11 protein-coding genes are annotated in these 14,570 nt (G+C 40.3%); 7 read left to right on the forward strand and 4 right to left on the reverse strand.

The window, feature by feature from the left end; translation table 11 throughout:
- The first annotated feature begins 235 nt into the window (after positions 1 to 235).
- Positions 236 to 2,644, forward strand: coding sequence for a beta-mannosidase (locus GNP81_RS02705; protein ID WP_155674129.1), 2,409 nt, complete (start codon positions 236 to 238; stop codon positions 2,642 to 2,644).
- 67 nt (positions 2,645 to 2,711) lie between these two features.
- On the opposite strand, the gene GNP81_RS02710 is transcribed toward GNP81_RS02705, so the two are convergent.
- The 4 genes from GNP81_RS02710 to GNP81_RS02725 all read right to left on the reverse strand — a co-directional run bounded on the left by GNP81_RS02710 (position 2,712) and on the right by GNP81_RS02725 (position 6,817).
- Positions 2,712 to 3,647, reverse strand: a complete 936-nt coding sequence (locus tag GNP81_RS02710; RefSeq protein ID WP_041941167.1) for a LysR family transcriptional regulator — start codon at positions 3,645 to 3,647, stop codon at positions 2,712 to 2,714.
- Positions 3,648 to 3,725: 78 nt separating this feature from the next.
- Positions 3,726 to 4,400 (reverse strand): NAD(P)H-binding protein, encoded by a 675-nt coding sequence (locus GNP81_RS02715; protein ID WP_155674130.1) that lies wholly within the window; start codon positions 4,398 to 4,400, stop codon positions 3,726 to 3,728.
- Between the two features lie 93 nt (positions 4,401 to 4,493).
- The gene (locus GNP81_RS02720; RefSeq protein WP_155674131.1) at positions 4,494 to 5,111 is read right to left on the reverse strand and encodes a response regulator transcription factor; all 618 of its coding nucleotides are present in this window, start codon (positions 5,109 to 5,111) and stop codon (positions 4,494 to 4,496) included.
- Positions 5,112 to 5,119: 8 nt separating this feature from the next.
- Complete coding sequence (locus GNP81_RS02725) at positions 5,120 to 6,817, reverse strand: sensor histidine kinase (protein WP_155674213.1); 1,698 nt, start codon at positions 6,815 to 6,817, stop codon at positions 5,120 to 5,122.
- Between the two features lie 412 nt (positions 6,818 to 7,229).
- Between GNP81_RS02725 and GNP81_RS02730 the strand changes: the two genes are divergently transcribed.
- From GNP81_RS02730 to GNP81_RS02755, 6 genes are all read left to right on the forward strand, one after another.
- Positions 7,230 to 8,213: a sulfurtransferase gene (locus GNP81_RS02730; RefSeq protein WP_065624504.1), complete on the forward strand. Its 984-nt coding sequence runs from the start codon at positions 7,230 to 7,232 to the stop codon at positions 8,211 to 8,213.
- 29 nt (positions 8,214 to 8,242) lie between these two features.
- Positions 8,243 to 10,039 (forward strand): FAD-dependent oxidoreductase, encoded by a 1,797-nt coding sequence (locus tag GNP81_RS02735; protein ID WP_063649920.1) that lies wholly within the window; start codon positions 8,243 to 8,245, stop codon positions 10,037 to 10,039.
- Positions 10,036 to 10,809: a heterodisulfide reductase-related iron-sulfur binding cluster gene (locus tag GNP81_RS02740; RefSeq protein WP_005421872.1), complete on the forward strand. Its 774-nt coding sequence runs from the start codon at positions 10,036 to 10,038 to the stop codon at positions 10,807 to 10,809. The genes GNP81_RS02735 and GNP81_RS02740 overlap by 4 nt, the downstream gene beginning before the upstream one ends.
- 15 nt (positions 10,810 to 10,824) lie before the next feature.
- A complete protein-coding gene (locus GNP81_RS02745; RefSeq protein ID WP_005421869.1) occupies positions 10,825 to 11,502 on the forward strand; it encodes a TVP38/TMEM64 family protein in 678 nt (225 codons plus the stop codon).
- A 240-nt stretch (positions 11,503 to 11,742) separates the two neighbouring features.
- Positions 11,743 to 12,888, forward strand: coding sequence for an ABC transporter substrate-binding protein (locus GNP81_RS02750; protein ID WP_054776211.1), 1,146 nt, complete (start codon positions 11,743 to 11,745; stop codon positions 12,886 to 12,888).
- Between the two features lie 17 nt (positions 12,889 to 12,905).
- Positions 12,906 to 14,567: an ABC transporter permease gene (locus GNP81_RS02755; protein WP_155674132.1), complete on the forward strand. Its 1,662-nt coding sequence runs from the start codon at positions 12,906 to 12,908 to the stop codon at positions 14,565 to 14,567.
- The last annotated feature ends 3 nt before the right edge of the window (positions 14,568 to 14,570 follow it).

The raw sequence follows: 14,570 nt of genomic DNA on the forward strand, positions 1-14,570 counted from the left end.
CAAGTCTATTAATTAGGCTAGTGTATGGCGTTCTGACCTCAATAACAATACATCATTCTAATTATATTAAGGGTAGAGAATAAACAACACACATTTGAATTGTGGCTACGATCTAAATTATTGAATTTAAAAAAGGATTCACTCTCATCCGAGAATAGAGTCACATATTTTCTCTGCTTTCAGACATACACTTCTTGCAATTTCTTCACTATATACGGCATCAGAAGGATTTTTTATGTCGCAAATTTCTCTTAATGGCAAATGGATACTCACCTCTCCAGCGCATTCACATCTTGCAATTCCAATGACGGTTCCCGGCGATAATTACCATGCTTTATACCAAGCAGGAGTCATTACCAATCCATATATGGGAACGAACGAAAATGAGGTTCAATGGGTAAGAGAATGCGATTGGCATCTATCTCAAGAATTTTCTCTTTCACCACAAGAGATGAGTGCTGCATCTTTAATACTCAATTTAAGTCGTGTTGATACATTAGCTAATGTCTTTATTAATAACGAACTTGTTTTAAGCTCTACTAACCAATTTCAACGCCACCGCATTGATATCAAGCCATTTGTTAAACCGGGTGATAACACAATTTCGGTTCATTTCTCTCGAGTCGATGAAGAGGCGCTATCAAGAGCGAAGAAATTACCTATGCCTATTCCATGGGCAGTAGGGAATAACCAGCTTCCGCACATGAACCTAATACGAAAAACACAATGCCACTCTGGTTGGGATTGGGGAATTTGCTTAATGGTTTCTGGTATCTACGATCCAATTTATATTGAGGTGGTAAAAAAGATTGAATTAATCTCAATCGAAACTGCACAAATTTGGTATCAAGGTGCTGTTGATCTTACGGTTAATGTGAAGCATGAGTGCGTTGCAGGACAAGCGATTACCGTTAATTTCAATGACGAAATTCACACGTTAATTAGTCATGAGAGCGGTGAAACAAGCACCATTTTCCATATTGAAAATCCTGAACTTTGGTGGCCTTCTGGCTACGGTGAACAACCTTTATATTCACTCACCGTTGAACTGGATGAACAAACAATCACAAAGAGAATTGGCTTACGTCAATTAGAGCTTAATAACAAAAATGATGAAATTGGCTCAGCGATGGAATTTGTGATTAATGGTTTTCCTATTAACTCAAAAGGAGCAAATTGGATCCCTATGGATGCAATGCCAAGTCTTGAGTCTGAAAGCCGTTACCGAGAATTATTAACCAGTGCCAAAGACGCTAACATGAACATGATCCGTGTTTGGGGAGGGGGTCAATATGAGTCAGAACTATTCTACGATCTCTGTGATGAGCTGGGATTAATGGTATGGCAAGACATGATGTTTGCTTGCTCTCTTTATCCTTCTACGGATGCATTTTTAAAAGACGTTGAACCTGAGATCCGACAACAAATTCAACGCTTAAAAGATCACCCCTCAATTGTTCTTTGGTGTGGCGATAACGAAGTTATTGGGGCGATTGGTTGGTACGATGAATCTAAGAACAATAAAACAACCTATACGGTTAATTACGATCGCTTAAATCGCAATATTGCTCAATGGATTGCAGAAGAAGATCCAAGTCGTCGGTTCTGGACTAGCTCTCCTTGTAATGGCGATATGGATTTTGGTGATGCTTGGCATAATGATAACCGCGGTGATATGCACTTTTGGGATGTTTGGCACTCAGGAAAATCATTTGATGCTTATCAAGATATCAAACCACGCTTTTGCTCTGAATTTGGTTTTCAATCTTGGCCTTCTTTTTCAGAGGTAAAAACCTTTGTTCCTGAAGAAGACTGGAATGTCACCTCTCCCACCTTTGAAGGACACCAAAAAAATGGACGTGGTAATAGCATCATCACTGAGATGTTTACTCGTTATTTCCGCTTTCCATCTAACTTTGAACAAATGCTGTATTTAAGCCAAGTGCAACAGGCTATCGCGATTAAAACTGGTTGCGAATATTGGCGTGCAATCAGTCCTATATGTCGAGGCATGCTCTATTGGCAACTCAATGATAATTGGCCAGTGAGTTCATGGTCGAGTATCGAATACAGTGGTCGTTGGAAGCAACTTCATTACCATGCGAAACGCTTCTTCGCGCCAACTTACGTGCCTTTTGAAGAAACAAATTCTGAATTACGCATTCGAGCGGTCAATGATCATCGAACCGAAGCTCATATTGATGGTACGGTTTATTGGATGGATTTTAATGGGGAACTACTGGGTAAATGGGCAGTAAATTACACCATTGAAGAAGATGGCAATGATGTTATTTGGTCATTAAGCAAAGAAAAATTCCAAGTTAGTGAGCATAATAGCTTTTTCTTTATTGAAATCGAAGTGAACGGTGAGTCTGTTCAGAACACGTGGTTTGCAACCCCTAAACTCAAACAGTTAACAATGAAGAAGGCTAAAATCAATCTTATTCAGTCGGGAACGATGCTTACTCTTCAATCAGATAATCCTGCTTTCTTTGTTCACTTAGAGCATGACGGTAAAGGACGATTTAGTGATTCGAGTTTTACATTATTACCTGAAAAACCGGTAACCATTGAGTATCTTGGTGATGATATCGAAACTCTAAAAAATACACTCCGAGTGTATGATTTATCCAATAGCTACTGAGAAAACTCACCACTCTAATAAAAAAGCCAATGATCATTTCATTGGCTTTTTTCATTGTACGATGGAGTTATTTGACCAAATATTCCTTGGACACTTTATCAATAATTAACTCTCTGAACCAACGATGTGAATGATCAAATTCAAAGTGTTTATGCCACATTAATACATAACAACCCGGTTCCATTGAGATTGGTGCTGGTAATTTTTTTAATGGTGAACCTTTAAGCATATTGTCTATGTACTTTGAAGGAGCACACAAAATCAAATCACTGTTCTCACATAGCTCCATCGCTGAATGGAAATCCGTTAAATTCACTGCGATATCTCTTTTTAAATGCTGCAAGTTTAAGATATCGTCCAAAAGCCATTGCTCAATCCCGCCAAAAACCACCTGTAAGTGACGGTATTTTAAGAAGGTGTCGAGTCCCCATTCTTCATCAAATAGAGGATGGTCTTCACGAACTAAACACACTGAGTGGTCTCTCGCTAACTCAATATAATTCAACTCTGAAGGTATGTTGTTCACGTGCCATTTTGAACGTGTGTCCCACTCCCAACAACTGATCGCTAAATCAATCTCACAACGTAATAATTGATCTAAACTGTCACGTCGCCATGTTTTTGCATCCACATTTATTTGGGGGGCTTGCTTTAATAAAGCGGGCATAAAATGAGGGTAAGTCAGAGAATACGCAGGCTCTACCATATGAATATCAAACGTTCGATTACTCTTCTCTGGCTCAAAATTATTTGGGCGTGTAAATAACTCAAGCTGTTGCAATACTTGGCGCAGTTCAGGGGCTAATTGCTTCGCTCTAGGTGTTGCTCTTAATCCATAAGGCGTTCGCTCAAACAAAGGATCATCAAAGACTTCACGTAACTTTGCTAATTGCTTACTCACTGCTGACTGACTTAAATGCAGTCTTGAAGCTGCGGATGTAACACTTTGCTCTTCTAATAGAACCTCAAGCGTATTCAATAAATTATAATCAAATTGCAACACGATATCCCACCCCTAACATACCTTTATCTTTACTGCTGATTATTATCATTACTCAATACTTTGATTGTGAAATTCACGTCATGATTTCATTTCAAACATCGCTTTTGAACGATACCGATGAACCCCAACAGCATTATCATTCTGTAATGCAAGATCAAGCATACATTCAGCAACTACTTCACCTTCAATTGGCTTGTAGTTTAGTAGCCCCCCCTTAATTAAGGGGTTAATAATGCTCATTACGCCTTGCAATAAGACTTCATCTTTTCTAGTTTCACTTCGGTCACCCGATAGTGGTCCTGGCTGCATAAAAGTCGTACTAGAAAAGCCTAATAACGCGATACTGTCTTCCATCTCTCCCTTACACTTTAAATAGTGAGAGAATGCAGAAGAAGACGCTCCAATACACGAAACCACATAAATGTGTCGTACACCCACTTCTCGCATTGATTGAGCAACAGAAACAACAAGATCAGTATCTATCGCTTTTAGTGCGGCTTTACTGCCTGCCTTTTTGATTGTAGTACCTAATGTAATAAAACCAATATCAGGAGTCTGCTCTTCTAGCTGGTTTTTATCTATTGATAAGTCATCACTCACCATTTGAACTAATTTTGAACTCGTTTCATCAAGTGGTCGACGAGATAAACTATAAACTCGATTAACGAATTCATTTTTTAGTGCGAAATTCAATAAATGGTGGCCAATCAATCCTGTTGAACCTGCGATTATGATCGATGCTGAATCAAACATAATTTACTCCTGAGTATTTGTGTTTATCATTATAATTTTAGCTTAATTACATAAACGGAAACACAAATTGGTTATTCATTGTTGTTGGTTTAGCTAATTACTAATGCTATTTCCATAGCGCATGATCAAATCCACCACGCTATTTACGCCCAGTTTTTTCATTAAATTGGAACGATGAACTTCAATAGTTCGTAAGGAAACACACATTGAATCAGCCATTTGTTGGTTTTTCATTCCTTGAACAATCAATTTAAGTACTTCTTGCTCTCTGGCCGTTAAAGAAAGATAAGAGCGATGTGCATCTTGGCTTTTATAACGCTTTTCAGATGCGACTAATCCATTTTTAATTGCGATAAACAGCTCTTCACCATCCACTGGCTTTTGAAAAAAATCAGCGGCTCCCGCTTTAAGTGCATCAACTGCCATGGGGATATCTCCATGACCGGTTAAGAAAATAACACTTAAGGGGCTGTTTTGTTGCTTCAATAATTCATGTACGTCTTGACCTCTTAGCTCTGGCATCCGGCTATCTAGAATTGCACACCCCGGCGTTGATACATCAACGGAATCTAAAAACGCTCGTCCACTGCAAAATTCAGAAACAGACAAACCGTATCCTTCCAGCATGAAAACCAACGATTCTCGAACTGAGAGCTCATCATCAACCACATAAACGTTTGAATTACTTATGTCGATATGTCCTTTACTCATTCCCTTTGTTATCCCTTTTGATAAGGTAAAATTACCTCAACACAGCAGCCTCTTGGTTTGACTGAGCTGTATTTCATCATTCCATCATGATTTTCAATTACATCACGACAAATCGCTAAACCAAGCCCCAACCCATCTTTTTTGGTTGTATAGAATGCCTGCTCTAACGGTGTCGTTTCATCTTCAATACCAACGCCATTATCTATGATCATAATCCGTACTTGATCAACGAGATATATCAACTCAATCCTGACAACAAGTGCCTCTGTTGTTTGCCCCATCTTAATGCAGGCATCTTTGGCGTTATTTAATAGATTAAGTAACAATTGTTGTAGACCAGTATAATCCGCTGAAACCATATTAGGCTCACCGTTACTGTTAATCTCTATCGATATGTTATTTCGCTGAAAATCATGTTCAACCAAACGATAAGTATCATTAACTAACGTGCCTAACCAGAAACGTCGTTTCTCTATTGGTTTTTTATGAATGAGATCTCTTAGGCGTTGAATAATATCACTGGCTGCGGTGACCTGCTGTTGAATTTTTTCCATAACAGGAAGCAGTTCTTCGGATTTATTTCCTTTTTCAATGCGTAATTTTACCCCATGGCTGTAATTTTTAATCGCCGACAAAGGTTGATTGATCTCATGAGCCAAACTGCTTCCTAACTCACCAACAATCATTATTCGTTGTGCGTGTTCAAGCATGGAGCTTTTCTCTCGCAAATCTTCTAACGTTTTACGCAACACTTTTTTACTGCGCTTAAAACGTAGCTCAAGTAACACATGGTAGATATTTAAACCAAACAGCCCAGCAATCAAGGTTAAAGCTAAATACGGATTGCGGTGTAGCCAATCTTCCATTTTCTGTGTCCATGGCTTCTGCAGTGGGTGCATATCAAAATGTTGATATACCTTATCTACATTTAAACTGCTTTCTGGAAGTGTCCAACCTACGTTTTTTGCCGATTCGGCGGCAAAGGCATTAGCAGGCATAGCCAACAAGGCTTGCGTGACTTTCTTACCAATTTCATTAGAAGCGCGATCCGTCTTTGCAAACGTCCAATTTGGATACAATGGTGTACTGACTGCACAAGTGAATCCATCATGCTCTTGCTGACCTAAAACACGGAAATCAGAACGATCAATAAATCCTTCTTCGACCATTTCTTCCAGTGTACAAGCCGGGGCTATCGCGACATCTAACTCTCCATTCTCTACCGAACGGATCAGATTGTCCGTTGGTGGGCCAGTGAATTGAATACGATCAAAAAAAGACGAATTAAAATAACCCAATTTATCCATTTCAAAATGAAAGGCGATAAAACCACCGAAAGCTTTTTCTGATACGGCAGCTATTTTAGCGTATTCAATATCTTGTAAAGAGTGATATGGCGAATCTGCCCGAACGATCACTGAAGATGCAATGGCTTTACTAAAAGGCAGTTCATGCCCTTTCTTCTGAGTCGCTAGCCAGTTAATTGGTAATCGTCTTGCAAATGTGGTGGCTTGTCCTGGACTGGTTAATAGAAAATCTAACTCGCCATTTTGAAATGCATTTTCTAACCCATCAAAATTGTAAGAATGCAGAACAAATTTACTGTTTGGAATTTGTGATTCCAACCATTTCATTGTCGGCTCCCATGCAATATTACAATGATAATGTCCTCTTAATGCCAGAACACCAACATCATATTGCTTCATTTTTACTGAATTTGCATAGCAAACCGTAGGGCAAATAAGCAGAACAAATAAACAACAACATAGAAGAAATGAAAGTCGTTTTTGGTAATAGTTATCAGTCAATGAAAAGGGCCTTATACATCACATTTAGGAATGCAGTTATCATCGATTTTCACAATAATTTTATTGCTTTAGATCAAGTCCTTAGCATTATTGTGGTTTACCACAATAGTGACAATTTAATGAATAACTCAAAATCCCACTACTACCTTAGAGGTAAGTGGGATAACACCCTTTTGTGTCACTTCTAACACCAAATTAAAATAAAAAAGTTAGCGGCCACTTCCTCCAGTTTTAGGTTCAAAAATTCAATCTGTTTTGTTTATACCGATGAACAAAACATAAAAACTTTAAACTTACTGGAAAATACACAATGAAAAAATCAACAATTGCCATCGGCGTTTTAGCCGCTGCGGTCGCAATAGGGTACCCAACTTATAAATCCATGTTTTCTGCTCCCGCTTTTGAGATCAGTGAACAACACCTAACTGAAAAATTCTCTCACTACGCTCATCCAGAGCACTTTATCGCCGCTCAAGATCTAAAAGAGATGATGGATAACGGTGATAATGTTGTGGTTATTGGTGCATTAAATCCAATGAAACCTGACGCTCCTATCGAAGGCTCTTTTACCATGTGGCGTGATGGTTACTCGGCAAAAGAAGGCACTTATGAGTTCGATGGCATGAGTAACACAACCGAAGAGATGGAAAAAATTCTAAGCTCTTACGGTGCAACGCCTGAATCAACTATCGTTGTTTATGCAGCAACATCACACCACGATGCTGCTCGTCTATTTTGGCAAATTGAAGCACTAGGCCACAGCGATATTCGCTACCTAGATGGCGGCTTAAACGCTTGGGTTGGTGCTGATTTACCAACAGGCAATGCAAATCCATCGGTTGCTCAAAGTGATTATCAAGCATCACAACCTGCACATAAACACACAGCTCTTGCTACGTTAGATATGGTGATTGAAGCTCAAAACAATGATGAGTGGGTAATCATTGATACGCGTGGTAACGACGAATTTAATGGCACAACAACGGTTGGTGGCGCATTTGGACCAGGAACGATTCCAAAGAGTGTACACATTAACTGGACTAAAGCAGTAAACGAAGACACCACGTTAAAATCAGCAGAAGAATTACAAGCGCTATACGGCGATGTTATTAAAGGCAAAAAAGTCATTGCCTACTGTCAATCAGGCGTTCGCTCTGCACATACAACCATGATTCTACAAAACGTGCTTGGTGCAGAGGAAGTTTACAACTATGACGGCTCATGGATTGAGTACAGCCACGCTCACTATGAAGAAAAACAGCCGAACGTTACCGTTATCAACGGCCAAATCTAATTCAATCTTAAATTGGAATCATAATAAAAATGAGCAATGTAATTTTTAGTCAAAAACTCTACGATACCGCCCAAATGGTCGTAGATGGCTGCATGGGTGATGCCGACCCAGCATGTCAAACTGCATGTCCAATGCACACGGATGTGAAACAATATGTACGCTTAGCGGGTGAAGGTAACTACCAAGAAGCCTTAGATCTGATCCGCGGCAAACTTTTCTTACCTCAAACTCTTGGCCGTATTTGTGCTCACCCATGTGAAGCTGCATGTCGTCGTAATACTGAATTTAACCAACCAATCAGTGTTGCAGGGATCAAACGCTTTGTTGCCGAAAAAATGGATAAACAAAGCAATTGGGATCTCACCGTTGCCAATGACAGCGGTAAAAAAATCGCTATCGTTGGCGCAGGCCCTGCTGGTGCACAAGCAGCGATTGAGCTTCGCCGTAGCGGTCACCAAGTGACGATCTATGAAAAGCTGAATGTTTACGGTGGCATGATGCGTGTGGGTATTCCTGAATACCGTTTACCGCGTGATGTTATCGATTTTGAATACGGCTATTTAGATATGTTAGGCATTGAAACGAAATTCGGAGTAGAGATAGGTAAAGATATCTCTTTCAATGAACTTCGTCTTTCTCATGACGCTATTGTTTTAGCTCACGGTGCTCATGTTGGTTCAATCATTCCACTTCCAGGTCACAAAGCGCAAGGCGTATTCTCTGCGGTTGAGTATCTAAAAGAAGTATCAGAAACTCGTGATTTCCCTCGTGCAGGTAAGCGAATCATGGTCATTGGCGGCGGAGACGTTGCTATGGACTGTGCTCGTTCATCATGGCGCATCGGTGCAGATGAAGTACACCAATGTTCATTAGAAGAAATGGCGAAACTGCCTGCAAGCCAAATTGAAATTGATGAATCTCTAGAAGAAGGCGTGTTATTTAACGCTGGCTGGGGACCGATTTCAATTGAAGAAACAGACGGAAAAGTAACTGGAATCGTACTTAAAAAAGTCATTTCTATTTTTGATGAAAATGGCAACTTTGCACCAAGTTACTCAGATGAGACCCGTACGATCGCTGTAGATACCGTTATTTTCGCAACAGGACAAGTAGTAGCAGACATTACTGATGGTGCTCTTGAACAAACTCGTGGCGGCCGTTACGTAGTTGATAAAGATACACTAGCGTCTTCTGTTGACGGTGTTTACGTTGCTGGTGATGCCTGTGGCGGTAACATTGTTGTTGAGGCAATGGCACTAGGTCATAAAGCGGCACTGAGTATTGAGCGTCAATTCGCTAAGCGCCCTCTTACTGAAAATCGTGATTTTGAGAAAGAGTACAACTACCCTTCTCGCCTTGATATTCCGCTTCCAAAAGGCACGACTGACACGCCTCGCCTACACGGCCAATTACGTGATGCTGAAGAACGTAAGCAAGATTTTAAACAAGTTGATCTTGGTTTTTCAGAAGAACAAATCAAGCAAGAAGCATCTCGCTGTCTGCAATGTACTTGTAAATTGTGCATGAATGAATGTGTGATGATGAATGACTTTGGCGATTGCCCTAAAACCTTGTTTAGTGACTTCATTAATAACAAAGCCATGGATCCCCTATTGGCTTATTCATGTAATGCCTGTGACCAATGTACGATTGTTTGCCCTAAAGACTACCCAATGAAAGAGATGTTCTTAAGTGCTCGTGTGGATTTTGTTAATGCCAATGGCGGTAACTCTCCAATTCCGGGACACAAAGCAATCAATATGCACCAGAAGCTTGGCTTCTCTAAATTCTTCACTATGGCTAAACGTACGGTGGCTTCAAAATGAGTAATAAAGTATTTATGCCAGGATGCAGTCTGCCATCCTACTCGCCAGAAGGCGTTGCAAGCATCGCAAAATATCTAAAAGAAGTGTACCCAGATATGGGGGCAGTACAAAAGTGTTGTGGTAAACCAACATCAGCTATCGGTCAAACAGAGCTATTTAAAGAGCGTTACGGTCAACTGCAAGCGGATTTCGATAAGCTTGATGCACAAGAAGTGATCGTGGCTTGTCAAAGCTGCTATGCGGTCATTAAAAAATCAGGCGGTAATCAAAAACCGGTATCACTATGGAAATTGCTACCTCAAATCGGCCTTCCTGCTGAGTTAATTGGTAAAGCGAAAAACAGCGATGTGGTATTCACCATTCATGACTCTTGTTCTACACGTTATGAAAGTGAGCTTCAAGCAGGTATTCGCTGGATCTTAACTGAACTTGGTTACCAAATTGCAGAGCCAGAATACACAAAAGAGAACACACGTTGTTGTGGCTTTGGTGGCATGGTGGTTCCTGCCAACCCTGATGTGGCTAAACGTGTTATTCAACGTCGTGTTGAAGAGTTTAAAACGGGTCACGTTGTAGTGTATTGCTCTGCATGTCGTGCTTCTATGATGGGCGTAGGTACTAAAGCGTGGCATATCCTTGATTTAATGTTTGGTCCCGTGATCATGAATGGTGATGAACCACCAGTCAACGTATTAGCAAGTCCTGTGAAATCATGGTTCAACCGCTATAAATCAAAAGCTGGCTTAATCAAATGTATGTCTGTTGACTAATTAAAGGGATGTAAAATGAAATTCGTAAAAATTGCACTTATCATTGCGGTAATTGCACTGGCATTATTTGCAGCAAAACAAACCGGTATTCTTGAGATCATTACCGATATCAAGAGTCTTCAAGAGTGGATCGCAGGCTTTGGTGCTTGGGGTTACATAGTATTTGTCGCAGCATTTGTGTTTGCTTGTGTATTTTTACTACCAGGCAGTGCCTTCACAATTGTGGCTGGCATCGTATTTGGCCCAATCAAAGGTGGCGTTTTAGCGCTATTTTCAGCGACATTAGGCGCAGTTGTAGCATTTATCGTTGCTCGTTTCTTACTTCGTAATACCATCATGAAAAAATTTGGCGATAACCCAATCTTTAAGAAAATTGATGATGGTGTGGCAAAGAACGGTACAAGCTTCTTAATCTTAACTCGCTTAGTTCCTGTGTTCCCATTTAGCTTACAAAACTACGCTTATGGTTTAACGAGCTTAAACTTAGGTACTTACGCTTTAGTTTCTTTAATCACAATGGCACCGGGCGCATTCATTTTTGCTTACATGGCAGGTGATATTGCAACGAACGGCGTATCTGCAATGTTATTAGTTAAATTTGCGGTTGCGGGTCTGATCCTATTTGGCATGTCTCTAATTCCAAAATACATTGCGAAGAAGAAAGGCATCAATATGGAAGAGTTAGCAAAATAATAAAGCGATAACCTTAGAACATTGGTATCCAACGTATTGCTAAACGTTATTAAAAAGGATGGTAATTGTTTGAAACTATTATTAATACCAGAGGTATAATAGTTAAGAACACATTACTGTCCTTTTGTTGTTACTACCAATACAACAAAAAACTCTTACCGCTATCACACTTTTTATAATAAATAAGAGTAATAAACAGTACGCTTGCTATAACCAATAAAATACTCAACGGATGACTTTATGAATAAGCAACTTACCACCATCGGGATCATGGCTTCACTTTTTGCAACCTCCTCTTTTGCCACCGATTGGACACAAATTGAAAAAGAAGCTCAAGGACAAACGGTTTATTTTCATGCTTGGGGCGGTAGCCAAGAGATTAACCATTATCTTCAATGGGCAAATAAAGAACTGCAATCAAAATACCAAGTGACGTTAAAACACGTAAAAGTCAGTGATATTTCTGAAACTATTCCACGCCTGATTGCCGAAAAAGCAGCAGATAAAAACACGAACGGTAGTGTCGATATGGTTTGGATTAACGGTGAAAACTTCAAATCCATGAAAGACAATCAATTATTGTTTGGTCCGTTTACTCAAGATTTACCAAGTTGGAAATACGTCGATAAAATGCTACCAGTCGATGTAGACTTTTCAGAGCCAACCGATGGTTTAGAAGCGCCTTGGGGAGTGGGTCAACTGGTATTTATTCATGACTCTGAGAACCTAACGAACCCACCACATTCATTTGCTGAAATGTTAAGTTATGCTCAGAAAAAACCAAACAGCTTAAGTTACCCTCGCCCACCAGAGTTTCATGGGACGAGCGTCTTAAAATCTATGTTGATTGAGCTAACCGATAACAATCCTGCGCTGCAAAAACCCGTTTCTGAATCGGATTTTAATGCCGTAACCGCACCACTGTGGGATTACCTAGAAAAATTCCATAAAGTGGCCTGGCGTGGCGGTAAGCAGTTCCCTGCAGGTACATCAGAAACCATTCAACTACTTGATGATGGACAGCTTGATTTAGCCGTTACTTTCAATCCAAACGCTGTATATTCTGCACAAGCCAATGGTAACTTAGCTAATACGACTAAAGCTTATGCCATGGATTCTGGTGCACTATCTAACATTCACTTTTTAGCCATTCCATGGAATGCAAAAGCAAGTGCAGGTGCACAAGTTGCCATTAATTTCTTATTAAGCCCAGAGGCACAATCTCGTAAAGGGGATTTGAATGTCTGGGGTGATCCCTCTGTATTAAGTAGCAAATACCTAACGGGTAGCGCAAAGAATACACAACAATTTAAATCTGTTTCTGAACCGCACCCAAGTTGGCAAGCGGCTATCGAAAAAGAATGGTTAAAACGCTTCGGTAGTTAAGTTTAAGTAAAATTAGTATGTTACGAGCTCTATATCTTATTATTATTGCAGTCTGTATTCTGCCTACACTTCCCGGTTTACTGGGAGTTGCAGTGTCTGCTCTGGGCTATATTCCACCTCTTGGTATGCATCACTTTTCTTTGGATGGTTTTGCATTGGTCTTTTCTTGGGAGGGAGTATGGCGCTCAATCGGGCTCACAATATATTCAGCCATTGCAAGCAGCTACTTAGCGTGTTTGATCACCTTCGCTGTTTTACAAGCCACATGGGGAAGTAAATTTTGGCGAAAAGTGGAGTTATCACTATCGCCTTTATTAGCTACACCCCATGTCGCTTTTGCTATTGGTTTTGCTTTTTTGTTTGCACCAACAGGGATGGGAGTTCGCGCTCTTCATAGCCTATTTGGTTACGATGCTTCACCTCAAGACATTAATGATCTCGCATTCTTAATCAAAGACCCTCATGCACTTGGTTTAATTGTGATGCTGGCATTAAAAGAAGTGCCGTTTTTACTGCTAATGAGCATCTCAATTCTTACTCAACTCAAAATTGACCAAATTGAGAAAGTCAGTGCCTCTTTGGGTTATAGCAAAGCACAAATGTGGTGGAAATGCGTGTTTCCACAATGGTTAACAAAATTGCGTTTCCCTATGCTTGCGGTTATTGCGTACAGTTTATCTGTTGTTGATGTCGCATTAATTATTGGGCCAACCAACCCACCGACTTTTGCGGTTTTAGTTTGGCAATGGTTTACGGAGCCTGACTTGAGCTTACTGCCTCGTGCAGCGGCTGGAGCTGTTGTACTTTTTGCCATTGCTTCTCTATTAATCGCTTTTGCTCGCTTGGTTGAATGGACGATAACAAAAGGCATTAGATGCTGGCAATATTCAGGCCGTAGCGGTATTTCTCTTCCTGGTAAATCACTTTTCTTACTCATCATTTCACTCACAGTGTTAATGGTGCCATTAATGCTTATCTGGAGTTTTGCACAACGTTGGCGCTTCCCAGATTTATTACCAAGTCGTTATAGTGAACGATTTTGGCAACTAGAATGGGACAGCATTTTAAGCACCATAAATCAGAGTCTTTCCATTGCTATCATTACCGCTTCTATTGCGCTAGTGCTTGCGGTGTTAGCTCATGAATACCGCATTAAATACAAATGGCAAGTTCCGGGCTATATCATTGCGATTCCAATGCTTATCCCTCAACTTTCTATATTATTTGGCTTGCAAGTGGTGACACTTTATCTAAGTAGCGATTCCTATTTCTTCTGGGTGTGTTGGGCACATATTTTCTTTGCTTTCCCATTTGTTTACTTAGCTCTCGATGGTCCTTGGAAGAGTTTTGATACGGGTCTTACTCGTGTTGCTCTAAGCTTAGGAAAATCACCATTTCAAGCGTGGTGGAAGGTAAAAATGCCGATCTTACTTCCTGCTATTGTTTTTGCGTGGGCGGTTGGGATCAGCGTGAGTTTAGCGCAATACCTTCCGACATTAATGCTCGGCGCGGGTCGAATTAGCACGATTACAACTGAAGCGGTTGCGCTTTCAAGCGGTTTTGATCGTAGAGTGACTGCGATATACGCAATTTGGCAGGCTTTACTACCGTTATTTTTCTTTACCTTTGCGATTATGATCAGCCGTTTGCCGATGAAATGTCGCCGTCTTTCTATTTAAGGT

The sequence above is a fragment of the Aliivibrio fischeri genome (assembly GCF_009727955.1).
GTDB classification, from domain to species: Bacteria; Pseudomonadota; Gammaproteobacteria; order Enterobacterales; family Vibrionaceae; genus Aliivibrio; species Aliivibrio fischeri_A.